27 protein-coding genes are annotated in these 26443 nt (G+C 45.9%); 13 read left to right on the plus strand and 14 right to left on the minus strand.

Going from position 1 to position 26443, the window contains the following annotated elements:
- Positions 1 to 4: 4 nt before the first annotated feature.
- Entirely contained in the window at positions 5 to 643 is a 639-nt protein-coding gene (locus B5Z18_RS13485; protein ID WP_079469851.1) for a hypothetical protein, read from the minus strand.
- A 135-nt stretch (positions 644 to 778) separates the two neighbouring features.
- Between B5Z18_RS13485 and B5Z18_RS13490 the strand changes: the two genes are divergently transcribed.
- Both B5Z18_RS13490 and B5Z18_RS13495 read left to right on the plus strand, forming a co-directional pair.
- Entirely contained in the window at positions 779 to 3286 is a 2508-nt protein-coding gene (locus B5Z18_RS13490) for a DUF5686 family protein (RefSeq protein ID WP_079469852.1), read from the plus strand.
- Positions 3287 to 3296: 10 nt separating this feature from the next.
- A complete protein-coding gene (locus B5Z18_RS13495; protein ID WP_113965270.1) occupies positions 3297 to 3689 on the plus strand; it encodes a hypothetical protein in 393 nt (130 codons plus the stop codon).
- 17 nt (positions 3690 to 3706) lie between these two features.
- On the opposite strand, the gene B5Z18_RS13500 is transcribed toward B5Z18_RS13495, so the two are convergent.
- Positions 3707 to 4888: an aspartate aminotransferase family protein gene (locus B5Z18_RS13500; RefSeq protein ID WP_079469854.1), complete on the minus strand. Its 1182-nt coding sequence runs from the start codon at positions 4886 to 4888 to the stop codon at positions 3707 to 3709.
- Between the two features lie 92 nt (positions 4889 to 4980).
- Between B5Z18_RS13500 and B5Z18_RS13505 the strand changes: the two genes are divergently transcribed.
- From B5Z18_RS13505 to B5Z18_RS32510, 3 genes are read left to right on the plus strand one after another with little or no spacing between them, the layout of a single operon-like run.
- Positions 4981 to 5517 carry a gamma carbonic anhydrase family protein gene (locus B5Z18_RS13505; RefSeq protein ID WP_079469855.1) on the plus strand — a complete coding sequence of 179 codons (537 nt, stop codon included), beginning with the start codon at positions 4981 to 4983 and terminating at the stop codon, positions 5515 to 5517.
- 46 nt (positions 5518 to 5563) lie between these two features.
- Positions 5564 to 5713, plus strand: coding sequence for a hypothetical protein (locus B5Z18_RS32505; protein ID WP_159454294.1), 150 nt, complete (start codon positions 5564 to 5566; stop codon positions 5711 to 5713).
- Positions 5714 to 5722: 9 nt separating this feature from the next.
- On the plus strand, positions 5723 to 5869 hold the full coding sequence (locus B5Z18_RS32510) for a hypothetical protein (protein ID WP_159454295.1): 147 nt from the start codon (positions 5723 to 5725) through the stop codon (positions 5867 to 5869).
- Here B5Z18_RS32510 and rsgA read toward each other — a convergent pair whose 3' ends face one another.
- The 5 genes from rsgA to B5Z18_RS13530 all read right to left on the minus strand — a co-directional run bounded on the left by rsgA (position 5870) and on the right by B5Z18_RS13530 (position 10885).
- A complete protein-coding gene (rsgA, locus tag B5Z18_RS13510) occupies positions 5870 to 6805 on the minus strand; it encodes a ribosome small subunit-dependent GTPase A (protein WP_079469856.1) in 936 nt (311 codons plus the stop codon). It abuts the gene before it with no gap.
- Between the two features lie 91 nt (positions 6806 to 6896).
- Positions 6897 to 7907, minus strand: a complete 1011-nt coding sequence (locus B5Z18_RS13515) for a vWA domain-containing protein (RefSeq protein WP_079469857.1) — start codon at positions 7905 to 7907, stop codon at positions 6897 to 6899.
- 29 nt (positions 7908 to 7936) lie between these two features.
- Positions 7937 to 8932 (minus strand): hypothetical protein, encoded by a 996-nt coding sequence (locus B5Z18_RS13520; RefSeq protein ID WP_079469858.1) that lies wholly within the window; start codon positions 8930 to 8932, stop codon positions 7937 to 7939.
- A 24-nt stretch (positions 8933 to 8956) separates the two neighbouring features.
- Positions 8957 to 9823, minus strand: coding sequence for a DUF58 domain-containing protein (locus B5Z18_RS13525; RefSeq protein WP_079469859.1), 867 nt, complete (start codon positions 9821 to 9823; stop codon positions 8957 to 8959).
- Between the two features lie 60 nt (positions 9824 to 9883).
- Complete coding sequence (locus tag B5Z18_RS13530; protein WP_079469860.1) at positions 9884 to 10885, minus strand: AAA family ATPase; 1002 nt, start codon at positions 10883 to 10885, stop codon at positions 9884 to 9886.
- Positions 10886 to 11130: 245 nt separating this feature from the next.
- Here B5Z18_RS13530 and B5Z18_RS13535 point away from each other — a divergent pair, with 245 nt between their 5' ends.
- From B5Z18_RS13535 to B5Z18_RS13550, 4 genes are all read left to right on the plus strand, one after another.
- Entirely contained in the window at positions 11131 to 11469 is a 339-nt protein-coding gene (locus B5Z18_RS13535) for a hypothetical protein (RefSeq protein ID WP_079469861.1), read from the plus strand.
- Positions 11470 to 11478: 9 nt separating this feature from the next.
- Positions 11479 to 12141, plus strand: a complete 663-nt coding sequence (locus B5Z18_RS13540) for a peptidylprolyl isomerase (protein WP_079469862.1) — start codon at positions 11479 to 11481, stop codon at positions 12139 to 12141.
- A 101-nt stretch (positions 12142 to 12242) separates the two neighbouring features.
- The gene (gene gcvH / locus B5Z18_RS13545) at positions 12243 to 12623 is read left to right on the plus strand and encodes a glycine cleavage system protein GcvH (RefSeq protein WP_079469863.1); all 381 of its coding nucleotides are present in this window, start codon (positions 12243 to 12245) and stop codon (positions 12621 to 12623) included.
- 114 nt (positions 12624 to 12737) lie between these two features.
- Positions 12738 to 13130: a VanZ family protein gene (locus B5Z18_RS13550; RefSeq protein WP_079469864.1), complete on the plus strand. Its 393-nt coding sequence runs from the start codon at positions 12738 to 12740 to the stop codon at positions 13128 to 13130.
- 70 nt (positions 13131 to 13200) lie between these two features.
- On the opposite strand, the gene B5Z18_RS13555 is transcribed toward B5Z18_RS13550, so the two are convergent.
- The 3 genes from B5Z18_RS13555 to prfA form a co-directional block, all read right to left on the minus strand.
- A complete protein-coding gene (locus tag B5Z18_RS13555; RefSeq protein ID WP_227024429.1) occupies positions 13201 to 13806 on the minus strand; it encodes a YiaD family glycine zipper/OmpA-like lipoprotein in 606 nt (201 codons plus the stop codon).
- A gap of 300 nt (positions 13807 to 14106) precedes the next feature.
- Complete coding sequence (locus B5Z18_RS13560; RefSeq protein WP_079469865.1) at positions 14107 to 14700, minus strand: hypothetical protein; 594 nt, start codon at positions 14698 to 14700, stop codon at positions 14107 to 14109.
- 170 nt (positions 14701 to 14870) lie between these two features.
- Positions 14871 to 15935: a peptide chain release factor 1 gene (prfA, locus tag B5Z18_RS13565; protein ID WP_079469866.1), complete on the minus strand. Its 1065-nt coding sequence runs from the start codon at positions 15933 to 15935 to the stop codon at positions 14871 to 14873.
- 97 nt (positions 15936 to 16032) lie between these two features.
- Between prfA and B5Z18_RS13570 the strand changes: the two genes are divergently transcribed.
- Both B5Z18_RS13570 and B5Z18_RS13575 read left to right on the plus strand, forming a co-directional pair.
- Positions 16033 to 17178: an amidohydrolase family protein gene (locus tag B5Z18_RS13570; RefSeq protein ID WP_079469867.1), complete on the plus strand. Its 1146-nt coding sequence runs from the start codon at positions 16033 to 16035 to the stop codon at positions 17176 to 17178.
- 9 nt (positions 17179 to 17187) lie between these two features.
- Positions 17188 to 18294, plus strand: a complete 1107-nt coding sequence (locus tag B5Z18_RS13575; protein WP_079469868.1) for a mechanosensitive ion channel family protein — start codon at positions 17188 to 17190, stop codon at positions 18292 to 18294.
- A 225-nt stretch (positions 18295 to 18519) separates the two neighbouring features.
- Here the strand turns inward: B5Z18_RS13575 and B5Z18_RS13580 are convergent, their stop codons facing one another.
- From B5Z18_RS13580 to B5Z18_RS13590, 3 genes are all read right to left on the minus strand, one after another.
- Positions 18520 to 19014, minus strand: coding sequence for a thioredoxin domain-containing protein (locus tag B5Z18_RS13580; RefSeq protein WP_079469869.1), 495 nt, complete (start codon positions 19012 to 19014; stop codon positions 18520 to 18522).
- A gap of 10 nt (positions 19015 to 19024) precedes the next feature.
- Positions 19025 to 19543, minus strand: a complete 519-nt coding sequence (locus B5Z18_RS32800) for a MerR family transcriptional regulator (RefSeq protein WP_235015921.1) — start codon at positions 19541 to 19543, stop codon at positions 19025 to 19027.
- A 139-nt stretch (positions 19544 to 19682) separates the two neighbouring features.
- On the minus strand, positions 19683 to 20654 hold the full coding sequence (locus B5Z18_RS13590) for a M23 family metallopeptidase (RefSeq protein ID WP_079469870.1): 972 nt from the start codon (positions 20652 to 20654) through the stop codon (positions 19683 to 19685).
- Between the two features lie 350 nt (positions 20655 to 21004).
- Here B5Z18_RS13590 and alaS point away from each other — a divergent pair, with 350 nt between their 5' ends.
- Both alaS and B5Z18_RS13605 read left to right on the plus strand, forming a co-directional pair.
- Positions 21005 to 23626: an alanine--tRNA ligase gene (gene alaS, locus B5Z18_RS13595; protein ID WP_079469871.1), complete on the plus strand. Its 2622-nt coding sequence runs from the start codon at positions 21005 to 21007 to the stop codon at positions 23624 to 23626.
- A 394-nt stretch (positions 23627 to 24020) separates the two neighbouring features.
- Positions 24021 to 25043, plus strand: a complete 1023-nt coding sequence (locus tag B5Z18_RS13605; protein WP_079469873.1) for a PDZ domain-containing protein — start codon at positions 24021 to 24023, stop codon at positions 25041 to 25043.
- Positions 25044 to 25045: 2 nt separating this feature from the next.
- On the opposite strand, the gene B5Z18_RS13610 is transcribed toward B5Z18_RS13605, so the two are convergent.
- Entirely contained in the window at positions 25046 to 26428 is a 1383-nt protein-coding gene (locus tag B5Z18_RS13610) for an aldehyde dehydrogenase (RefSeq protein WP_079469874.1), read from the minus strand.
- Between the last annotated feature and the right edge of the window lie 15 nt (positions 26429 to 26443).

Genomic DNA, 26443 nt, shown 5'->3' on the forward strand with positions numbered 1-26443 from the left:
TTGATTAAACTGTCCCTTTCCGTTCATATTTCCACCACATCAATGTTCCATAAATGATGTGCAGTAAACCGAAACCTATAGCCCAAAAATAAAGACCGTAGTTCAAATAGAAAAGATTAAGTATACCGAGAACAACTTCACAGATTCCCAGGTACCTTACATCCGGCAAAGTATATTTACTGGCATTGATAATGGCCAACCCGTAAAATACCAGGCAGGTAGGAGCTATCAGTCCTTCCAGATGATTAAATAATAAACCCGCTATAAAAGCACCACCTGCTGCCAAAGGAATCGCTGTATTGATCAGCACCTTCCGCGAGGTTAAATCCCAGATGGGTAAATTATTTTTTCTCGCCTTGCGCCAGGTGAAAAAAGTGCCCGCTATCAGTGCCGCCGCTAATACAGAGAATCCCAAAACAATTAACCGGTACTTCAGCACGATGAAATCTTCATGATTATGTACCCCCGTGGTGTTCCACCTGAAATAATATTCATTCAGCCACATATTGGCGATAAATGCCCCAATCAGGCCGCAGATACCGGCGGAGATACCGCTTAATCCACTCAGCGAAATGAAACGGCTGCTGCGTTCCATCATCCGCTTAATGTCTGTTAATGCCTCCAGATGTTGTTGGTCTGTCATACAAAAAAGTACTTTGCAATACAAAGCTAATAGAAAAATCCGAATCACAAAATATAATTTTTTGTTATAACTGCGTTACCTAAAGGATAGTGATTGTCCAGAATCGCAATAAATAATATAATATTGTTGTCAGATATGGTTGGCTGGAAAAGAATATTAGCAATAATCATCGGCGTAAGCGGTTGGGGTTCGGGTTTGATGGCGCAGCAGTACAAGGTTAGTGGAGTGGTCAGAGACGCGCACTCACAGGAAATCATTCCGTTCGCCACTCTTCAGTTTGTGCATACCCAAACAGGTATGGTTAGCAACGCGGAAGGGAAATACCTGTTCGAACTAAATGTTATCCCATCAGATTCATTACTGGTAAGGGTAATGGGATATAACATCCTTAAACTGCCAGTTAATAAAGAACAGAAAGAACAGGTCATCAACTTTGAGGTAACCCGCTCAGATGTTTCCCTGAAAACATACGAGGTGAAAGCCAACGTAAACTGGGCACTCATTCTCCTTAAACAGATTGTTAAGCATAAACCGGAGAACAATTATAATCGCCTTGATAACTACAAATACGAGGTGTATAATAAACTGGAGCTGGATATGAAGAATCTCAACAAAGAGAAACTTGGGAGAAACCGCTTCACCAAACCCTTCGCGTTTATTCTTGATAACATAGACAGTACTTCTGAAGACAAACCTTTTCTGCCTATATTCCTCACGGAAACATTGTCGGATTACTACTTCCAGTCGAACCCACGCAAAACGAAAGAAATAATCAAAGCTGCCCGGACCTCCGGCATAGATAATGAAAGCGTAACCAAATTCCTGGGTGGGATGTACCAGAATGTAAATGTTTACGACAACTTCATCCCGGTATTCGATAAACAGTTTGTAAGTCCCATTCACCACAACGGCGCCTTCTATTACGATTACTCCATTGCAGATACACAATACGTAAACAGCCAGCGGTTTATTAAACTAAACTTCACGCCTAAACGCAAAGGAGAAAATACTTTTATAGGTGATATCTGGGTACATGATACCACCTATGCCGTGCAGAAAACTACGCTGTCGGTGCCCCGTGACGCCAACATTAACTTCGTCCGCAAAATCAGTATGGTACAGGAATTCCGGCAACTGCCCGACAGCTCCTGGTTCCTGTATAAAGATAAATTTATTGCCGACTTCTGGGCGCCAAGCCCCAAGCCGGGGAAAACATTTGATTTCATAGGTCGTAAAACCACGACTTATGATGACGTAGTAACGAATGATACCGCCGCGACCAACATCTTCAGTAATAAAAAATTTCCTGAAAATGTGGTGGTGCTGGATAGTGCAAGAGCCCGGAAAGATTCTTTCTGGATGGACAACCGCCCGGAAAACCTCAGCAAAAACGAAGAAGGCATCTATAAAATGGTGGATACCCTCCAGAAAATGCCGCTCTTCCGGAGTTATTCAAACACCATCCGGTTCCTGGCTACCGGCTATAAACCTTTTGGCCCTATTGAATGGGGACCTTACTATTACCTGTTTTCCCAAAACAGGCTGGAAGGCTTCCGTTTAAGACTGGACCTCGGTACCACTCCACAGTTCCATAAAGATCTGTACCTGTATGGCTACCTGGCCTATGGCTTCTCAGATCACGTGTATAAAGGGAAGATGTCTGCTCTGTGGCTGCTGAAAAGACATCCGCGTTCCTATCTGTATGCGTCTTTCACGAAAGACCTGGACAATGGCACGCACTATTATGATGAAGTAGGTACCGATAACATCTTTACCCTTGCCATCCGGAAAAATGGCGTGCCGCAGAAATTTTTAATGGTGAATGAAAAACGCTTTGAATTCTTCAAAGAATATTACAGCGGTTTCTCCCACCAGATATCACTGACGCACAAACAGGTAAGACCCTACGAGCCGCTGCCTACTGCTGCGTTTTATCCGAAAGCGCCCAATGGCCGCGATCCGCTCACCAGCATGGAAGTAGAACTGAAATTCCGCTACGCCTTCCATGAACAATTCCTGGAAGGAAACTATTACCGGATCAGTTTGGGTAGCAAATACCCCATTGCGGAACTGAAATTTGCTGCCGGCATACCCGGCATAGCCAACAGCGGACAGCAATATCAGCGCCTCACACTCAGCGTATCAGATTATGTAAAGCTGCCGCCTTTCGGCTCTTTCTACTATAACGTTTTTGGCGGTAAAATTTTTGGTACCGTACCTTATACTTCGCTTGAAGTACATCCCGGCAACGAAATTTATTACTACAATAAGTATGCTTTTAACATGATGAACCGTTTTGAGTTTATCAGCGATCAATACGCAGGCTTTAACGTAGAACATACCATTGGCAATGGTATCTTCGGTTATATCCCATTAATTAAAAAACTGAAATGGCGCCAGTTCTGGACTGCCAAAGGCGTAATAGGTTCCTTGTCTGAATCCAACAAACAACTGAACCTTAACAACGGTTTTGCATTCAAAACATTACAGGGTGATCCGTACCTCGAATTGGGTACCGGTATAGAAAATATTTTTAAATTCCTGCGGGTAGATTTTATCTGGAGAGTAACACCGGATGTAACACCGGGAGAACCTGCCAACAAACGTTTTGGCGTATTCGGTAGTTTCAAATTACAGTTTTAACCTGCTGCTCATGAAAGATGTAACACATACCCCGCTGTTTGAATGTATACTGCGGGGAGAAATAGACGGCAGCTCTTACGATCTGGAAAATGACTATCAATGCATCAAAATGCAATTAGATGGAGCAGAGAAAAAATTACAGTTAAGATTTATTAATGATGACTATAAAATCATTCTCGAATTTCATCAAACCACTATTACCTGTTTCACCATTCTCCCCGAAAAAAGCAACGGCAGCACTTCGCTGACAAGCTTTTACCGGGGGCAGTTTAAGTTTAACAATAACCTTCACGAAATAACCGCACAAGGCAAATACTATTACTATTTATCTTTCCTCGGAAACGATGCCATAGAGCTGTTTGCCAAACGTGTTACCCTTTCTTTAAGCCGGCTGAATTCCTGAATAAAAGCCAACAGGTACTATATATTATCGGCTGCTTCGCAGATAACGCTACATGCCCATTTAATTTCTTCGGGGGTAATAATCAGCGGTGGCACAATGCGCATACATTCTGCGGCAAAGAGGAACCAATCCGTAAGTACTCCTTTATCGATGCAGTAATCAATTACTTTTTTATTTACCGGGAAGCTTTCAAACTCTACTGCTATCATTAATCCCAATGAACGCACCGATTTAATAGCCGGATGTTTCAGGTGATCCAGGAACAACTGCCCCTTTGCATTCACATCTTTCAACAAGTCCTGGTCCAGCAGCGCCTGGAAGCCTGCACGGCCCGCGGCGCAATTTACCGGGTGGCCGCCAAAAGTGGTGATATGGCCTAATACAGGATTGTTGGTCAGCGTCCACATAATTTCACGGGAGGCGATGAACGCGCCCAAAGGCATGCCTCCGCCGAGGGCTTTACCAAGCAGTAATACATCGGGCACAATCCCAAATTGTTCGAAAGCCCACAGCGTACCATTTCTCCCAAAACCACACTGAATTTCATCCAGTATCAACAAGGCGCCGGTAGCGGAACATTTATCTCTTAATGCGTGTAGCCATTCCCGTTGTGGCACGATTACGCCGCCTTCTGCCTGCACGCTTTCTGCAATCACGGCGGCAGTTTTTTCAGTGATCAGTTCCAGTGATTCAAAATTATTATACTCCAGGTGTTGAATACCCGGCAACAAAGGCCGGTAGGCGTTGCGCCAGTATTCATCCCCGAGGATACTCAGCGCTCCTTGTGTGGAACCATGATAACTATGGTTAAAAGCAGCTATTTCCGGGCGGCCGGTATACCGCTTGGCCAGCTTCATGGCGCCTTCCACGGCTTCAGCTCCTGAATTGGTAAAATATACGCAGTTTAACTGTTCCGGAAGATGTTGGGTAAGCAGGCTGGCAAAAGCCACCTGCGGCGATTGTACAAACTCGCCATATACCAGCAGGTGCATATATTGCTGCGCCTGTTCCTGTATAGCCTTTACAACAGCAGGATGGCAATGTCCTACGTTACACACACTGATACCGGCAATAAGGTCGAGATACCTTTTTCCGTTTACATCCCACATATACATGCCTTCCGCTTTCACGATCTCCAATGCCAGAGGAGCGTCGGAGGTTTGCGCTACGTGCTGCAAAAAAAGTTGCCTGTTATTCATATCACTAAACTGCTCTGTTCTTTGCGAAGTTAGAAAACAACTGCTAATTAGTAATTGTTATATTTGTAACATAAGCACTAAAACATTTAATTATGGCGCACATTATTCCACTGAACGGAGTTACTCCTCAAATTCCTGAAGACTGTTACGTTGCCCCCAATGCTACCATAGTAGGGGATGTAGTAATGGGTAAAGGTTGCACGATATGGTTCAACGCTGTTGTTCGCGGCGATGTAAACAGCATCCGCCTCGGCGAAAATGTGAACGTACAGGATGGTGCGGTGATTCACTGTACTTATCAGAAAACCAAAACGATTGTGGGCAATAATGTGTCTATTGGCCATAATGCCATTCTGCATGGCTGTACTATCGAGGATAATGTGCTGGTAGGAATGGGCGCCATTGTGATGGATAATGCCCGTGTAAGCAGCAACAGCATCATTGCTGCCGGCGCTGTTGTACTGAGCGATACGCATGTGGAACCAGGCACCATTTACGCCGGTGTGCCTGCCCGTAAAGTGAAAGATATTGATATGGCCCTCATCAGCGGGGAAATTAACCGCATTTCCAAAAACTACAGCATGTACGCGTCCTGGTACCAGAACGCAGAAGAAGTAAAAGCGCCTTAATAATCATCTTACAAAAAAATGTTATATTGCAGGCAAATATCCTCCTATGAAAATACCCGTATGCCTGCTGATATTGGGAAGCATCCTGTTTGCCAGCTGTTCATCGCAGAAAACAGGATGCCCTGCCTCCAACTACTACACGAAAGAAATAAAGCAACAAAACCGTAAGGCAGGCAAACAAATGCGCCTGTTTTAAACCTATCCTATGCGCAAAGTTATCCCACTGGCCCTGATGGCCATCATCATAGGCTTTACTGCCTGCAGAACACAAAAAAAAGGCTGTCCGCAACCCAAACGGAACTGGGGAGCAGAAAAAGTGCTGGACGAATTGGGTAAACCCGGAAAAGGCTGATCAGTACTGTTCTTCCTCAATGGTTTCCAGGATGGTAGCATAGCTCACATACCTGTCTACATCAATATGCCCTTCCTCTACGGCTACTTTCACCGCACAGCCGGGCTCATTGATATGCAAACAGTTATTAAACTGGCATTGGGCGATATAAGGTTGCATTTCAAGGAAATAGTGGGAGAGTTCCGGCTTGGGAATATCCACGATCCCAAATTCCCTGACGCCGGGGGTATCTATCAAACAACCGCCAAAAGGCAGGTCGTACATTTCAGCAGAAGTGGTAGTGTGTAATCCCTTGCCACTCCAACCGCTCACCGCTTTGGTACGCAGGTCGAGGCCAGGCATCAGCACATTGATCAGGGAAGATTTACCCACACCGGAATGGCCGGCCATTAAAGTGGTTTTATCTTTCAGCAGCGCCCTCACGGTATCTACACCGTTGCCGTTCGCCGCAGAAATCAGTAATACCTGGTAGCCGATACTGCTGTACAGTTCTTCCAGTTCTTCAAACTTTTCGTTTTCCTTCTCTTTATAAATATCCTGTTTGTTGAAAACCAGTATCACCGGGATGTGATAGGCTGCCGCAGTAACCAGGAAACGGTCGATAAAGCCCTGCGAGGTCCGGGGTTCCTTTACGGTGCACACCAGCATCGCCTGGTCCATATTAGCCGCTACAATGTGTTTTTTGTTTTTACCGTGGGGAGAACTGCGCACGATATAATTCTTCCGGGAGCCTATTTCGGTTATCATGGCATTTTTGGCGTTGGCATCGCTATCGTCTTCCACAATTTCCACTACATCGCCTACAGCGATAGGATTGGTAGAAGTAATATCTTCATTCTTTTTGAAAATACCTTTCATCCTCGCCTGAAATGTTTCACCAGTGGCCGTTTTAACCACATACCAGCTTCCCGTTGATTTATATACTGTTGCTTGCAATACGTTTGGATATTTATAAGATCACCAAAGGTACGCGAATTTTGTTTTACGGAGGTTGTATGCGGAGGGGAAGGCTTTCCCCTCCGTTTATTTATGGCAGGCTCTTGAAAGCCGTATACCGCAGCACTACTTCCAGCAGGATGCAGCCTAACGCAATCATCGCCAGCAGGAAGAAATGTTCTGCAAAACGTTTATAGGAAGTAATTTCCACCTTTGTTTTTTCCAGCTGGTCAATTTCACCGTAGATGTTCTTCAGATCGTCTGTATTGGTTGCCCGGAAATATTTACCACCGGTTTCTTTTGAGATCTTTTTCATCAGTGGTTCGTCGATCTGCACATCCTGCATCACCATTTGCACGCTGCCATCAGACATCGGCATAGGAAACGGCGCTTTACCGATGGTACCCACGCCAATGGTGTATACACGGATCTTGAATGCCTTGGCTATTTCCAGCGCGGTGAGCGGATCTACCAGGCCGGTATTATTCACCCCATCTGTAAGGAGGATGATCACTTTACTTTTAGCATGACTGTTACGCAACCTGTCTACTGAAGTAGCGAGCCCCATTCCAATGGCCGTACCATCCTGCAACATGCCGCTTTTCACCTGCATGATCTGGTTTTTCAGCACGGCATGATCAGTGGTGATCGGGCATTGCGTAAAGCTTTCGCCGGAAAATACCACCAGCCCGATACGGTCGCTGATGCGTTTATCCACAAAGTCGGAGGCCACTCTCTTTGCTGCCTCCATACGGTTGGGCTGCAGGTCTTCCGCCAGCATACTGCCGGAAATATCAATGGCCATTACAATGTCGATCCCTTCGCTGTCGATGCTTTCAGAGGTATTGGAAGTTTGTGGTCTTGCCAGTGCTACAATCAGTGCAATCACCGCCAGGATACGCAGCACCAGTAACAAAGGTCTGAAACGTACTTTCCAGGATACCGGCAGTCCTTTCAAACCTTCAATGGAAGATACCATCATTACACTTTGCCGGCCCCTGCGCCGGGCAAAGTACCAGTATATCAACACCGGTACCAGCAGCAAAAGCCACAGGAAAACCGGGTAGGCAAATTCAATATTTTTCCAGGTTGAAAAATTCATCAATTTTTTAATTAAGATCCATGCTGACTTTATGCTTTCTCCAGAGTGGCATCAGTACCGGTTTCTTCTGCCGCACCAGTTTTCGGTTTGGTCCACTCCAGGATTTCTTCGGCCTTCTGCATACATTCCTGGTGTTCATCTGCCGTTGGCTGCAATTTGGCAAACTTTGCCAGATCCGCAATCGCCAACAGGGAACGCAGTTTGTCTCTTTGCTGGTTCAGCTTAGTCACCGGTTTAATATTCTGCAGTAATTCCTCGCTGGTTTGCTCCAGTGCAGCAATGCTGAACTGATGCTCAAAGTAGGTACGCAGGATATCTGTTAACCGGGTATAGTATTGTTTAATATCTCCCTGTTGCCATACCTTTTCTTCCTTCAGCGCTTTCAACTCCTGGATGGCAATTTCGTACGGGGAAACGGTTGGTGTTTTTATAACCGGTTCCGGTTTTTTACGGGTACGCAGATACCATATCAGGCCGCCGATGATCAGCACAGCTGCGGCGCCTATTACAATATACAACCAGTAGTCCCAGATACTCCAGGCTACGCCTTTTATTTCCTTAATAGGTTTGAATGCTTTCGTAGTATCAACCGCCACGGTATTTACATCTACGCCGATGGGCAGTGTAATGGCTGAATCGGGAGTAGCGTTGGCCCCGCTGAAAACTTCAAAACGCATGGGAGGAATTTCCCAATGGCCGGAGTCGAAACTGGTGAGGGTAAAAGTCTGATGAAGGATATGCTGATCCTGGTTTACCAGTGTATCAAGATTGGAGCGGGTTACCACTTCAAAATGGTCCAGTGAATCGGGTAATACCGGGAAGAGCACTTTAAAGTTAGCGTCCTTAAACTGTTGCGCTGTCAGCGTAGCGGTAAGCTGCAGTTTTATCTGCTCACCTATCCTGATACTGTTGGTATCTGCTTTGGCGGTTACATCCACGGCCTGCTGTGCCAGCAGGGAGAAAGGAAATAACAACCCCAGTATGCAACATAAAAATATACGCCTTATAACTTCTTGTTTATACATGTTTAATTTGCTCTCCTTTAAATCTTATGCCCTGTTCAGGAAAAATGTTTGCAGTGCTTTCACATAGTCCTCGTCGGTACGTACGCTCACTAATTCTGCGCCACTTTTCATAAAGGCATTTTTGCAATATTGTGAATGTTGCAGGAATTGCTGCTCATAATACTGGCGCACGCGGCGGTCGTTGGTATCCACCCATTGTGTAGCGCCGGTTTCAGCGTCTGCCACCTGGATCAGTCCTACCGGGGGCAGGTCTTTATCCCGCTGATCGTATACCTGTACGCCTACTACATCGTGCCGCTTGGCGGCGATGTTCAAGGCATCCTGGTAATTTCCGGATAAGAAATCGCTCAGCATAAAAACGATGCTGCGTTTTTTTGTAGCGTTATTAAAGAAACGCAGGGTTTCTTTAATATTGGTTCCTTTTCGTTTAGGCGTAAACGATAGTAGTTCACGGATGATGAAAAGAATATGCGATTTACCCTTTTTTGGCGGAATATACTTCTCCATCCCATCGCTGAAAAAGATAACGCCCACCTTATCGTTATTTTTGATGGCAGAAAAAGCGAGTACAGCGCACAGTTCCGTGATCAGGTCACGTTTATCCTGCTTTTTGGTACCGAAGGAAGAGCTTTCGCTCATATCCACCAGCAGCATTACGGTAAGTTCTCTTTCTTCTTCAAAAACCTTTACGAAAGGATGGTTGAACCGTGCTGTTACATTCCAGTCGATAGACCTCACATCATCACCAAAATGATAATCCCTTACTTCGCTGAACGACATACCGCGGCCTTTGAAGGCGCTATGGTACTCTCCCGCAAATATGTGGTTGGTAAGCCCTTTCGTCTTAATCTCTATCTGCCTTACCTTTTTTAATATTTCAGCCGTATCCAATGGGAAAAATTTTGAGTTACGAATTACGAATAAATGCCCGGTCCGGCAGCTTTTCAGCTGCTATGGTACTTCTACTGCGTTCAGGATTTCACTCAGGATATTTTCGCTGGTAACATTTTCCGCTTCTGCTTCATAGGTTAATCCTACACGGTGACGCATAACGTCGAAGCATATATTGCGTACATCTTCCGGAATCACATAGCCGCGGCGCTTCATGAAAGCGTAGGCTTTGGCTGCCCAGGCCAGGTTGATGCTGGCTCTTGGCGAACCACCGTATGCAATCAGCGGTTTCAGTTTATTGAGTTTGTATTCTTCCGGGTTACGGGTTGCAAAAACAATATCGAGAATATATTTTTCGATCTTCTCATCCATATACACTTCCCTTACCAGTTTACGCGCTTCGAGAATATCGGAGGGATGGATAATGGGACGGATAGGAGCGGAGAGTTCCGGGTTCAGATTTTGACGGATGATCTGTTTTTCTTCTTCTTTGGTAGGATAACCAATCACCACTTTCAGCATGAAACGGTCTACCTGTGCTTCGGGCAGGGTGTAGGTACCTTCCTGCTCAATCGGGTTCTGGGTAGCCAGTACCAGGAAGGGCTCGTCCAGTTTGAAAGTAGTATCGCCGATGGTGATTTGTCTTTCCTGCATGGCTTCCAGCAAGGCGCTCTGTACTTTTGCCGGGGCGCGGTTGATCTCATCCGCCAGGATAAAATTGGCGAAGATGGGACCTCTGCGTACTACAAACTCATTCTTCTGCTGGTTATAGATCATGGTACCTATCACATCCGCAGGCAACAGGTCAGGCGTAAACTGGATACGGCTGAATTTTGCGTTGATAGCGGACGACAGGGACTTGATAGACAATGTTTTTGCCAGACCGGGTACGCCTTCCAGCAGTACGTGGCCCTGGGCCAGCAAACCGATGAGCAGTCTCTCCACCATATAACGCTGGCCAACAATTACTTTACCTAACTCCATTGTGAGCAGGTCCACGAAGGCGCTTGCCTGGTGAATCTTCTCATTCAGTTGCCGGATGTCGGACGATGTATTTTCCATGCTAATAATTTTTCAGGTGTGCTAAAATAAACATTCTCTGGTCAAATAAAACTTATCACTATGTGAATGGGCCGTTAAAATGCTGTTAAACTTGCCACTATGGCTCATTTCCGGCTAATAATCATTCAATGGCGCTGCCTAAATTAATAAAGCCCGGCATATTTATATAATATTTTTCCCTATAACGTACCTTTGCGGGGAATAAGCCGTTGGCAAAACGTCAACAATTTAAAAGCAACAGTAATATGGAAGATTTTGAGAAGCGCTGGAAACCGGTAGAAGATATGCTTACCGAAAGGTTTGGTAAAAAGCCCAATATGGAAGCTATTCTGTTCCTTATCGGCGTAAATGAAATAAATAATTTAAAGAAGAAATATACCAAAGAACAGAAACAGGACCTGATGCACGTGGCCGTATGCACGCTGTTGAGCCAGAGCGGCTACTTTGAGCTGGATGGCTATGATAAAGACGGATGGCCGCATTTCAAGGAGTTACAACCCGTTCCAAAAATGGAAATGATGGAACAGGAAACCTTTCTGAAAGAACACGTAATTGCTTACTTTGCCGGTCATGAAGAAGCCTAATACACCTTTATGAAGAAACTGCTACTCCTTTGTACCCTCTTTTTGCTGATTGTTGGCCCGGGCATTGCCAAAGACCGGAAAGTAAAAGTTACGACCCCTTATGGCACCATGATCATCCGGTTATATGATCAAACCCCGAAACACCGGGATAATTTCATAAAGCTGGCCAGGCAACACTTTTACGACAGCACGTTGTTTCACCGCGTTATCCTGAACTTTATGATCCAGGGCGGCGATCCGGATTCCAAACACGCCCATCCCGGCGATACGCTGGGCAACGGCGATGTGGGTTATACCATCCCACCGGAGTTCCAGCTGGACTTATTCCATCGCAAAGGCGCACTGGGAGCGGCCCGGGAAGACCGGCCCGACAAAGCCTCTTCCGGCTGCCAGTTTTACATTGTGCAGGGGAAAGTGTTTACCGATGAGCAACTGGATAAACTGGAGCAAACAAGACTTAAAGGCCGCAAAATACCAACGGATCAGCGGCAGGTATACAAAACAGCAGGCGGCAGCCCGCACCTCGATCAGAACTATACCGTGTTTGGCCAGGTGATTAAAGGCATGGACGTGATCGATAAAATCGCCGCACTTAAAACCGACAGTCACGACAGACCACTGCAGGACATGCCCATGAAGATCCGTGTCATGAAGAAATGGTTGATCTTCTAAATAAAAAAAATACCATGTCCGGGGAAAGTCAAAATTTAGGATAGCTTCCCGTCAAAATCATAATAGTTTCTGTATTTTTACGGCTCAAAATCAAACTTGATATGAATTTTCCGTCAAATCTGCGTTACACAAAGGATCACGAATGGATTTTATTAGAAGGTAACGTAGCTACCATCGGTATAACTGAATTTGCACAACGCGAATTAGGCGATATAGTTTTCGTTGATATCAATTCATTGAACAAGCCAGTAAACGCCGAAGAAGTATTTGGTACAGTAGAAGCAGTAAAAACAGTATCAGATCTGTTTATGCCGGTTGCAGGTACCGTTAGTGAAGTGAATCCCGCATTGGATGGCTCTCCGGAGCTGGTAAACCAGGATCCTTATGGTGAAGGCTGGATGGTGAAAGTAACCGTTAACAACCCCGCTGATGTAGAAGGTCTGCTGGATGCTGCTGCTTACCAGGCGCTGGTAGGTGAATAATTCCGACCAAAATAATCTTTTATATAAGAAAGGACAACAGGCTACGTTATTGAACGGTCAGCCTGTTGTCCTTTTTACTAGCAGTACAGTAACCCGTTAATTAAAAAAAGGATCATGAAACTCCTGAGATATTACATGCCAGCTATTCTATGGATCATCCTGATCCTTGTTTTGTGTACCCTGCCCGGGAAAGATATTCCCTCCAACTCATTTTTTGACAGAATCCATTTTGATAAGTTTGTTCACTTCGGCCTGTTTGGAGGCATCGTTTTATTTCTGAGCCTCGGTATCTACCGGCAAAAAAAACACATCTCTGCGGGCACCCTCGCATTGCTGGTGGTATGTGCAGCCGGTTATGGTCTTGCAATAGAGTTTATCCAGGAATACTGGGCCATTGGCCGCAGCTTTGACATGTATGATGTGGTGGCCGACACCCTGGGCGCTATCGCCGGCGTATGGGTATTTAAAGTTGTCAGATCCCTGTTCTTCAACAACCTGGATAAATAAAAAAATCCCCCCTGTAACCAGGGGGGAATGTATATCTGCTTATGAGAAATAAGTGTTCTTAATATTTTTATTACTGTTGACCAGCTTCTTTCTTCGCGTCATTTTTCATCTTATCATTTGCGAAGATAGAGAACTCACAACGACGATTGGTAGCGCGGTTAGCGTCTGAATCATTTGGCACTTTAGGCTGTGATTCACCATACCAGAATCCCTGGATACGGCTCTTGGCAATACCCTGTGCTTCCAGATAAGCCATTACACTCTTGGTTCTTCTTTCAGATAAACCCATGTTGTACTCATCTGTACCCTTGTCGTCGGTATGACCTTCCACACGTACATAAGTGTCAGGATACTTGTTCAGGATAACAGCCAGTTGCTTGATATTGTCCTGTGCTACAGCAGACAGGTTAGACTTATCAAAACCAAATAACACACCTGCATCAAATGTTACGTTGATACCTTCACCCACACGTTCTACAGTCGCATTTGGTACTTCTGTTTTTATTTCCTGTGCCTGTTTATCCATTTTTTTACCGATCAAAGCACCACCGGCACCACCTAATGCAGCACCAATAATAGCTCCTAATGCAGTATTACCGGCTACTTTACCAATTACAGCGCCAGCGGCAGCTCCGCCACCAACACCAATTGCAGCACCTTTTTTAGTATTGTCCATGCTCTGCCAGGTTTTACAACTGAACAACATGGTTGCAGACAAGACCAAAGCTACCAGAACATTGATTTTTTTCATCATAATAAATTTAGACATGAAGGTTTTTTAGCATTAATTCCGTTGACAAAACTAATTGAAAAACTTGTACGCAAATAGTTTGCCAACTTGATTTAGCGTACACAACATATTGATCAGTAGAAATAAACAGGCAATAAAAAAACTGCAGGCATAAATCACATAACAATAATTGCGCATACAAAGGTAACGCGTACGACTATACAACAATCGAAGTGGCGAAAAAGATTAGCCAAGCAGATTTTTTAATAACCCGCCGATACCGCCGGCATCGCCAGCCTGTTGTTGCTGTTGCTGCTGCTGGGCTCCGTTTGATAACAGGCTCTTTAAATCATCCAGGTTAACCTGTCCGTCGCCGTTTTTATCGAGGCCGCCGGAAAGGCTACCCAGTATACCGTTCAGGTTAAGTCCCTGTGCGGAGCCACCGGTAAGTGAGTTCAGGATACCATCCAGGCTGAAACTGCTATTGTTAGGATCTTTTGTTTTATTTGCCAGGGAGCCTAATACCGTTGGGATCAGGGTAGCCGCCAGCTGTGTGGCCGTACCTTTATCCAGGTTGAATTTCTCCAGGAGTGTTCCGATAAAGTTGTTGGAGATATTTCCTACCACAGGATTAGCGGCAGAGGTATCACTACCGGCGCCACCCAGCAAAGACAACACACCTTCCGTGTTACCACTGGCCAGTTCCTGCTGCAAACCTGTTGCGATAGAAGAAGTGGCAGCGCCTATTACGGCTTCATTCTGTTCGTTAGGAATAGCAGGGTTGTTTACCACAGTACCCTGGGCATTTTCGCGGACAAGGTCCATTAATTGCTCTAACATTTGATGATAATTTAGGGGGAAGAAAAGGTTTTCCTTTAGTGCTACGGCTTGTGACCGCTGACTAAATGTAGGATATTTTGTGTGATTACGAATTAACCTGCAGAAAATTTGTGGAAAGATAACAGCACGGGGATAGCCGTCACTTTCCACAAATTTAAAACCGGTAATTATTAACTGCCCTGTTTCAGCTTCTCCGCGTTTTCTGCAAACTGGAGCGCATCTATCATATCTTTAATATCTCCATTCATAAAGGCGTCCATATTATATACGGTCATACCAATACGGTGGTCCGTTACACGCCCCTGCGGATAGTTGTAGGTACGTATTTTAGCGGACCGGTCGCCGGTAGATACAAGGCTTTTACGCTGGGAGGCAATGGCATCTTCATGCTTGCGCACCGCTGCTTCGTATATGCGGGTACGTAGCATCTTCATTGCAATTTCACGGTTAGAGTGCTGACTGCGCCCCTCCTGGCACTCCACTACCACACCGGTAGGGATATGCGTTAATCTCACGGCCGATTCAGTTTTATTTACGTGCTGACCACCCGCACCAGAGGAACGGAAGGTATCCATTTTAATATCAGCTTCTCTTACATCCACATCCACTTCTTCCGCTTCCGGCAACACCGCTACGGTAGCCGCCGAAGTATGTACACGTCCGGAAGCCTCTGTAGCCGGTACACGCTGTACCCGGTGTACACCCGATTCAAATTTCAGGGTACCATATACATCATCACCGTTTACTTCCATCACTATTTCCTTATAACCACCCGCAGATCCCGCATTTTCACTCAGCAAACTGGTGGTCCAGCCCTTGAGCTCACAAAAACGGAGATACATACGGAACAGGTCTCCCGCAAAAAGACTCGCCTCATCGCCGCCGGTACCGGCACGTATTTCAAGGATGGCATTCTTTTCATCCTGTGGATCTTTTGGTATCAGCAGGTTGCGGATCTCTGCTTCCAGGGCTGTTTTCTGCTCCTGCAATTCTTCCGTTTCAGCTTTGGCCAGTTCACGCATTTCATCGTCGCCACTGTCCAGCACTTCTTTGTTAAATGCAATATTATCCAGCAATTTACGGTAGGCATCATATGCCTTCACGATCTTTTCCAACTGCCGGTATTCCTTGCTCAGCTGACCAAACTTCTTGTTATCACTAACAACCGCCGGGTTGGTAAGCGCCATCGATACCTGCTCGAAACGACCTTTTATAGCTTCCAGTTTGTCTATCATAATTATATTTGACTTTTGAGTACCCTTTCCAACCGGAAATGATACTGCCAATCGGGTTGCAAAATTAACACCATTAACTTAATTAAACAGCAGGTAATTGAAACAGATCAAATTAAAGGGAAAAGATATATTTAACGGTACGCATCTGCTGGGGCCCGGAAAAGTATTGATACTTGCTGAAGATGGCGTAGTGACGGGCATTGTAGCCGAATCTGATGCCGGCGGCGATGTCAGGGAACTGGATGGAATACTATGCCCGGGATTTGTAAATACCCATTGCCACCTGGAATTATCCCACATGAAAGGGGTAATTCCGGAAAAAACCGGCCTGCCGGCATTCCTTACCCAGGTGATGCAATCCAGGAACCAGGCTACCGGCGACTATGACGCTGTTATAGACAAGGCCGAACAGGAAATGTGGGAAAGCGGCATCTCCGCGGTAGGCGATATCTGCAACAGCACCGCCACGCTCGTAAAGAAACAGCAAGGCAGGATGTATTACCACACCTTTGTGGAATGTATGGGCGTAGCGCCCGCAGGCGCCAATAGCCGCTACCAGTATAGTATGGACGTACTGGCATCGTTCCGGGAAATCAATGGCTCCCATCACAGCTGTTCCATTGTGCCGCACGCTCCCTATTCGGTTAGCAACGCCCTGTTCGGGCTACTGGCCGGTACACCGCACAACGCACCGGTATCTATCCACAACCAGGAAACACCGGCTGAAAATGAATTGTACCAGCAAAAAACAGGGGAGTTCCTTTCTTTTTACCAGCACTTCGGCATGGATATCAGTGGCTTCCAACCTACCGGTACCAACAGCCTGGAAGCTTATCTGCCTTATTTCTCCCGGAATAAAATCCTGCTGGTACATAACACTTTTACCTCCGAAGCCGATATCCGTTTTGCACAGCAGCAACCCGTGGAAACCTGGTGGTGCCTTTGCCCGCAGGCGAACCTGTACATCGAAAACCGCTTACCGGATATTCAACAATTCCGGCAGCAGCAATGCAACATCACACTGGGTACCGACAGCCTCGCTTCTAATCATCACCTGTCTATCTGGGAGGAAATAAAAACCATCCGTCAGTTTTTTCCGGAGATTCCGTTGGAAGAAATACTGCAATGGGCTACTTTTAACGGCGCAAAGGCCCTGGGCATACAGGACACCTATGGCAGTTTTAACACCGGCAGTAAGCCAGGTGTAATATTGATTAACCAGGAAAGCAGTAGAATTATTTAGCTGTAACTTATGAACGAGTTTTTAAACAAAGTAATTTTAGACAACCCCGTACAGGATTACCTGATATTGATCGGCGTTTTATTGTTTGTATTTATTATCAAACGGTATATTTCAAAAGGACTCGCCACCATCCTGTTCCGGCTGGTAAGACACTGGTCGCCGCAAATTGAAGAAAAAGACTTTATCAGCCTGTTACTGCGGCCCCTGGAATATTTTTTCCTGTTGGTCACCTTCATGCTCACCATCGACCGATTTACCTTTCCGCAGGTTCTTAATGTACATATTTATAACAAGGCAACGCTGCATGATGTTACCAATACCTTACTGAGCCTGGCGCTGAGTATGAGCATTATCTGGATCATGCTGCGGCTGATCGATTTCATCGCCCTGGTACTGGAAAAGAAAGCCGATCTCACAGAAGATAAAACCGATAACCAGTTCATTATTTTCTTCCGCGATTTTTTCAAGGCCATTATATTTATCATGGGGGCTATTGCCTTCATCCGCATCCTTTTCGGACCGGGGCTGGTAGAAAAGATCATCGCCGGTTTGGGAATAGGTGCGGCCGCCCTTGCATTGGCAGCGAAGGAAAGTATAGAAAACCTGATCGGCTCCTTTATTATCTTCTTTGACAAACCATTCCGTGTAGGCGACAACGTTAAGGTGGACTCCTGGCAGGGGACTGTGGAAAAAATTGGTTTACGCAGTACGCGTATCCGTACACTGGAAAAGACTTTCGTTACGGTTCCCAACAAAAAAATGGTGGACAGTATCCTGGATAATCTTTCCCTGCGTACCCAGCAACGCGTGGCTTTAAAGCTGGAACTGGGAACGGATACGCCGGCAGACACGCTGCTGTTATTTTTACAGGATGTACGGCAAATGCTGAACAACAATTCTAACGTACTGGAAAACCCTACGGTAAACCTGAATGATTTTACAAAAGATACTTACGTGATCCAGATCATCTTTAACACGTATATTATTGATGGCGCCCAGTATAACGCATTAAGGGAAACGGTGAACCTTGGTGTAATCAAACTGATGGAGGCGCGTGAACTCAAGCTGCCTACGACCTCTACAACCGTTACGCTGAGCGACCTGCGGGCGGAGTAAAAGATCGCCTTCGGCGATGGAAATTGTCTTGGAGCAGGATTACGCCGATTAACCGTGATTTCATTGATTTTACTTTTGGGATTTTTTAAAAGATTAGGGGAGATAGAAACGAAAATATTCGATTCTATCTCCCCTAAATATTTAAAATCAAACCTGATCAAATCAGCGTAATCACAGTTAATCGGCGTAATCCTGCTCCAAGACAATTTCCATCGCCGAAGGCGATTATTCCTTTTCCTTCTTCGTGCTGCTCAGCAGAATGCGGGAAATATCAGCCTCTATTGATTCTTTCGGCGCACCTACGATACGGCCTTCTTCTTTACCATCTTTAAATACGATGATAGTAGGTAATTTCTTTACTTTATAATCTACCGGCGCATCTGTTTGCAGTTTTTTATCTGCAGCAAACATTACAATCTGTTCGTCAGGGCTGCCGCCGGTGATCATTACTTTATATAACGCTGGTACTACTTCGCGGCTGGTATTGTCCCAGGTACCCATTACCACTACCATGTTGAAGTTGGCGCGGTTGGTTTTAATATAGTTCAGCATATTGTCGTTAGGCTGGTAGCTGTTTACACCTTTGTAGAACCACGTCGCGGAGGTGTCATTCATCAGTGTTTTCATATCTATCTTGCCCTTCAGTACTGTTTCGTTCTGTGCCCATGCCAGGGATGAGAATAACAGGCCACCACCCAGTAGTAATGTTTTCAATCGCATAATGTTGTTTTTATAATTGATCTTTCAGTTCCGTTAAGAAACCACGTACCTTTAGCAAAGCCTGTACCATTTCAAAATTACGGGCGGCCAGCTTATGATCTTCTTTCAGTTTTTGCTTGGCGCCTTCTATCGTATATTTTCGTTCCCGCAGTAAATGGTAGATTAATTTAAGGTGGTGAATATCTTCCTGCCGGAAAAGGCGGTCGCCCTTCCGGTTCTTTTTAGGTTGCAGTATATCAAACTCATTTTCCCAATAACGTATCAGCGACGTATTCACCTTAAACATGGCTGCAACCTCACTGATCGAATAATACTGTTTATCCAATACCAATTTATCCAATTCCATAATCAGATCCGGGTCCTCCGATAACTCTTTCAATGATTTACGCCCCCGTTTTTTCCCAGGTATGGTGGTTGCTACGGCAGCTTTCTTGCTGCTGGCCTTTGCTTTTACTTTAACTGGTCTTGTTACCGCAGCTTCTGTGGGATGCGGTACTCCAGATGTCGAAAAAAGGTCTAGCTGGTGCATCGTAGTAAAAAACGAGGTGACAAATATCTTTTACAAAGATGAAGTTAAGCTTTTAGCTTGTAGCTTGTAACATTCAGACCTCATTTTTTGGGTTTAGACAACTTACGGAAAGCCCGCAACTAACTAAAAGCTAATAACTTTAGTCAAACGACTGGTTTCCCGACCTGGCCATTTTGAGCATCCGGTCAAACTGTTCCGGGGTAAGATCATTAAAGAAGAAATACACCGGGTCTACCTTATCCCCGTTTTTAATGACTTCGTAATGGCAGTGCGGTCCGGTAGATTTACCAGTGCTGCCTACCCAACCCAATACATCGCCGCGTTTCACTGCCTGTCCGGCTTTTACCTTCATGCGGAGCATGTGGCCGTAAAGGGTTTTATAGCCATATCCATGTCGTACAATCACGTGGTTGCCGTAACCCACATCACTCAGGCTGGCCTCTTCGATAACACCGTCGCCGGTGGCATAGATAGGCGTGCCGCTGGGCGCTGCAAAGTCGAGCCCCGCGTGGTATTTCATGGTTTTATAAATAGGATCGATCCGGTAACCAAAACCGGAGGCAATATGTTTAAGATCTTTATTGGAAACCGGCTGGATGGCAGGAATGGAGGCCAGCATCTGCTGTTTGTTCTTCACCATCTTATCAATTTCGTTGTAAGATTCTTCCTGCGCTTTTACACGGTTATTGAGTTCTTTCAGGAGTACGGAGGTAGAGGCGATAATCTCACTGCTGGCAAAGGATTGCAGCTGGGCGGCTTCTTCATCCCGCTTAACTTTACCCATCCGGGTACTGTCCGGGATAGGAGAGGCTTCAAATATCACCCGGTAAATTTCATTGTCACGGTCTTCCAGCTCGGCCAGTTTTCCCTTTACTTCCCGCATCCGGCCCTGCAACGCATCATATTTTTCTTTCATGCCTTCAAGGTCGCGGCGAAGCGATTTCTCTTTTGGAGAGTCAACCAGCCGATATGCCACAGAAAGAAAAATAGCCCCGGTTACGATAGCCGCAGACACAAACCCCAGTATTCTCAGGATTTTTACCCGCAGGGAAACCACGAGCTTCTCGTATTTTAATGTTTGGGTATTATAAAAATATTTAACCTTCTTCATGCACCAGGGTGTACTTTATGCGCCATAGTGCAGTGAACGCTATGACAGCCGATTTATTTCACGAGGTACAAACTTATGGATGGGTATCGTTGGCATTTCTTTTCCCACTTAACTATTTTTGCCGGGTAACACAACCTGTTTTGCATAATCATACAGGTTTCGATATTTTTGCACTCCCTTTAACACGGCGGGAAAATAAGGCGCACAAACCTACTGTAATTAGATTAAAACATCAACCTTTTGATTGTCAATTTTCTAACTACTTCATAAGGGCTTGAAATACAACTACAAGCCCCTAACCGGTTATGGCTTATAAGATATAAAATACATATTAATTCGTATCAATATTTATGACAGCATCCGAAATAAGACAGCAATTCCTGGACTTTTTTGCGTCAAAAGGGCACCAGATTGTCCCATCTGCCCCTATCGTTATTAAAAACGACCCCACCCTGATGTTCACCAACGCGGGTATGAACCAGTTCAAGGATTACTTCCTGGGCAACAGGGTGCCTCCCAACAAAAGGGTGGTTGATACGCAAAAGTGCCTGCGGGTAAGCGGCAAGCACAACGACCTGGAAGAAGTAGGCATTGATACTTACCACCATACCATGTTTGAAATGCTCGGTAACTGGAGCTTTGGCGACTATTTTAAAAAAGAAGCCATTGCCTGGAGCTGGGAACTGCTCACAGAAGTATATAAAATCCCTAAAGACAAGCTCTACGTGACTGTTTTCCAGGGAGATGAAAAAGAAAACCTGCCAAAAGACCAGGAAGCATACGACTTCTGGAAAGAACATATCGCAGAAGACCGTATCCTGCTGGGTAATAAAAAAGATAATTTCTGGGAGATGGGTGATACCGGTCCATGCGGCCCCTGCTCAGAAATCCATGTAGACTGCAGACCTGCAGCAGAAAAAAATCTGGTTGACGGTAAAACCCTGGTGAATGCCGACCACCCACAGGTGATTGAAATATGGAACAACGTATTCATGCAGTTCAACCGCCTGAAAGATAAATCCCTGGAACCACTGCCTGCCCAACACGTAGATACAGGTATGGGACTGGAACGCCTCGTAAGAGTGTTGCAGGATAAAACCTCCAACTATGATACGGACCTGTTCATGGGTACCATCCACACCACAGAAGGACTTACCGGTAAGGAATACGCCGGTACTGATGATAAAAAAGATGTAGCCTTCCGTGTAATTGCTGATCACATCCGCGCAATTTCCTTTACCATTGCCGACGGACAGCTGCCATCCAATACCGGCGCCGGTTACGTGATCCGTCGTATTCTCCGCAGGGCAGTTCGTTACTATTTCTCTTTCCTCGATGTGAAAAAGCCTTTGTTGCACGAACTGGTACCCGTACTGGCTGCACAGTTTTCGCATGTATTCCCTGAACTGCAACAGCAGGTGGATTTTGTGAAGAAAGTAGTGTTCGAAGAAGAAAACAACTTCCTGCATACACTGGAAAGTGGTATCCGCCGGATCGAAGATTTTATCCAGCACGCTGCCACCAAAGCAGTTGATGGAAAAACAGCTTTTGAACTGTATGATACCTACGGTTTTCCTTATGACCTCACCAGCCTGATAGCCGCAGAAAATGGTTTTTCTGTAGATGAAAAAGGCTTTGATGCTGCCATGAAGGAGCAGAAAGACCGCTCCCGCGCCGCTACAGAACTGGATATGGGCGATTGGGTAATACTCGACGAAACACCCAACTCCGTTTTCGTAGGCTACGAACAACTGGAAAGCACTACCAAACTGCTGAAGTACCGCACCGTGAAAGCAAAAGGTAAAGAGCAGTTCCAGCTGGTACTGGGCCAAACGCCTTTCTACGCTGAAAGCGGCGGACAGGTAGGTGATACCGGTACCCTGCACTTTGGCGATGAAGTAATTCATATTACCGACACCAAAAAAGAAAACAATCTCACTATACATTTTGCAGATAAACTGCCTGCACAGCCCGATGCGCCTGTAAAAGCCGCCGTAGCCAAAGATAAGCGCCATAATACAGAGCGCCATCACTCGGCCACGCACTTACTGCACGCAGCACTGCGCCAGGTATTGGGCACACATGTGGCACAGAAAGGTTCATTGGTAAATGCAGATGCCCTGCGTTTCGACTTCTCGCACTTCGCCAAAGTAACCGACGAGGAACTGGCGCAGATAGAAGCCATTGTGAACGAAAAGATCCGCGAAAATATCCCGGTAGTGATCCGTGAGCTTCCAAAGGAAGAAGCCCTGAAACTGGGCGCAATGGCTCTTTTTGGTGAGAAATACGGCGATACTGTACGCGTAGTGATCATAGACCCCGCCTATAGTGTGGAACTTTGCGGTGGTACACATATCAGCTCAACCGGCGAATTGGGCCAGTTTAAATTTGTTTCAGAAGGAGCAGTGGCCGCCGGCGTACGCCGCGTGGAAGCCGTAACCGGCTCCAAGGCAGAAGCCTTCGTTAACGAGCAACTGCAGCAACTGAAAGAAATTAAAGCCGCCCTGAAAAATCCGAAAGAACTGGTAAAATCCATAGAAACACTGATCCAGGATAAATCTTCCCTGGAAAAACAACTGGAAACACTGGAACTGGAAAAGGTACGGGCGCTGGCAGCAGTAATACGCCACCAGGCAGAAAATATCAACGGCGTTAACTTCCTGGGCCAGGTAGTGAATGTAGGCAACGCGGAAGGACTGAAACAACTTTCTTTCCAGCTGAAAAACGAGATCCCGGATCATGTACTGCTGTTTGTTGCCAATGTTGGCGGCAAAGCCAGCGTGGCGCTCAGTATAGATGAGAAACTGGTGGCGTCCAAAGGATGGGAAGCTCCAAAGATCATCAAAGAATACATTGCTCCGCTGATCAAAGGTGGTGGCGGTGGCCAGAAAACCTTTGCCACAGCAGGCGGACAGGAAACAGACAAACTGGATCAGGTAATTGCTGCGGTAAAGAAACTACTCACAGCATAAAATAATGCTCACAGGATAAAAAGATGAGGGCTGGCCAAAAAGTCTATTGGGCTTTTAGGTCAGCCCTCTCTTTTTTACCCCGTTCATATAATTTATTCCATTCATATATGTAGACATAGTGCATAGGGAGTGCATTAACAGTGCATTAATAGTGCATGAGGAGTGCATGCTAACAGTATAGATAGTGCATGGATGATCCATGACATACGCAGGTCCGGGGCATTGGAGATACATCCGCAAGGCAAGAGCGGCTCCTCCATCAAATAATAAAAAAATATGCTGTAAAGCGTATTTCTTTTGCCCCCAAACCATACATTTTAACTTTTTCTTTCCTGGCACGCCCTTTAATTTTGCCGCATTAGTTTAAATTTAATCAACAAAACACCTAAGCACCATGACCAGGTTACTGCAAATCCTCACTATAGCGGGTTTTTCCTGCTTCACCATGAGCGCGGTATCTGCGCAAACGAAAGACACTTCCAAAAATCAGCTGGGAGAGTTTGATGAAATTGTAATCAAACATAAAAGCGACAAAGACGGTAAAGTGACCGTGGAAATCAAAAACGGCGATGTGCTGATCAATGGCCAGAAACTGGACCAGTACAGTAACTCCGACCTTACCGTTTTCCGCAGGAAGATCACGCCGCGCGATGGCAACGCCCTCACGTTTGACAGCAACAGTTTACAGGGAGGCAGCTTTGATTTGTTTAACGACAACGATGAAGACAACGATATAGAAATGCCGGTGATGAACAAAGCCATCCTCGGTGTGATCACTGAAAAAGTGGCTGCCAGCGGCGTTACGGTAAAATCAGTAGCAAAAGGTACTCCAGCTGATAAAGCAGGCATAAAAACCGGCGATATCATAACTTCTGTAGATGATAAAAAGATCAATGAACCGGCAGAATTATTTGAAGAGATCGGCAAACATAAACCGGCAGACAAAGTAACGGTAACGTACATACGTAATACCAAAACAAACAAGGTAGCGGTTACCCTCGATGAACGAAAAGAAATGGATAATGGCTGGACCATGCATCCACCTTTATCCGCACTGCCAAAGAACGGACCAAGATCCTTCTCTTCCCCTATGCCGCGTGGTTTCCAGGGATTTGGCGACAACTGGGATAACAACGAAAAACTGGGCCTCCGCGTACAGGATACCGAAAATAATGAAGGCGCACAGGTAATTGAGGTGGCTCCTTCTTCTGCAGCCGCAGCAGCAGGTTTCCAGAAAGATGATATAGTATTGGAACTTGCCGGGATACCGGTTAAAAATGCAGCAGAGCTATCTAAAGCATACCGTGAAACACAGGCCAAAGTGAAAGGCGACGCACCGGCAAAAATCCGCCGGAATGGATCCGATAAAACGCTGATAATTAAATTGCCCGTGAAACTGAATAAGGCGGATATATAAGCCTATTTCATCACCATCTTCATCATCTTCAATTTATTTTTAAACGGCGGATACTTCATTGGAACATCCAGCCAAGTAGCCGTTTTCAGCATCCCTTTCTGATGGGTAAAAGTATCAAAGCTGTATTTGCCGTGATACTTTCCCATCCCGCTGTACCCTGCGCCACCAAAGGGTAATTCAGGATTGGTGAGATGAACCAGCGCATTATTCACGCAACCTCCGCCAAAACGCACCTGCTCTATCAGTGCCTTCTCCGTTTTCTTACTCTTTGTAAAAACATACAACGCCAGCGGGTAAGGCAACTGCTTAATGGCCTCTATGGCCTGCGGCAGGCTGGCGTAGGTAAGTATAGGCAACACGGGACCAAATATTTCGTCCTGCATCACCGGGTCCGTCCATTCCACATCTTCCAGCAGGGTAGGGGCTATATAAAGCTGATCCCGGTTTGTTTCCCCGCCGTGCAGTATGTGGCCTTCGCCCAGGTAGCCGGCCACCGTATCAAATCGCCTGGCATTGATAATACGGGCATAATCATCACTGCGGGAGGGATCTTCCCCGAAAAATTCTGTTATCGCCGCTTTCAGCGCAGCTACCAGTTCATCCTTCACTTTATGGTGTACCAGCAGGTAATCCGGCGCCACACAGGTTTGACCGGCATTCCAGAACTTACCCCACACTATTCGTTTAGCCGCCACCGTTACATTCACTTTTTCATCTACCACACAAGGCGATTTACCGCCCAGTTCCAGCGTAACCGGCGTGAGGTGCGGCACCGCCATTTCCAGGATCTTCTTGCCCACCGGGATACTCCCCGTGAAAAACACATGATCGAACCGGAAGCTCATCAGGGTAGGAATCACCTCTGTTCCATCCCCCTCTACTACCGTAATATAGGCCGGATCAAAAGTATCTTTTATCAGCGCAGCGGTTACCGCCGCAGTATGCGGCGCCAGCTCCGACGGCTTAATAATGGCACAGTTACCACCGGCAATGGCCCCCAGTAAAGGGCTGATCAGCAACATAAACGGGTAGTTCCAGGGGCCAACAATGAGGGTAAGCCCCAACGGCTGCTTATATACCCGGCTGCTGCTGGGATAGGTCACAAAAGGAGAGGTAACCAGCTCGGGCTCCATCCATTGCTTCAGCCCTTGCAGGATATAGCTGATTTCTTCATACAAAAATCCTATCTCACTGCCATAAGATTCCAGCGGATGCTTGTGCAGATCAGCATGCAGGGCAGCGGTGATTTTATCTTCGAACTTCTTAATCCCGTTCTTCAAACGCTTTAACTGCGTTTTGCGGAAGGAATAAGAAAGTGTGGCGCCGGAGTCGAAATAAACCTGTTGCGCCTGATAAAGCTGACTTGCCTGGGCCTTGCTGATCATAGGGAAGAAATTTTG

This window comes from Chitinophaga ginsengisegetis (assembly GCF_900168065.1).
Taxonomy (GTDB): Bacteria; Bacteroidota; Bacteroidia; order Chitinophagales; family Chitinophagaceae; genus Chitinophaga; species Chitinophaga ginsengisegetis.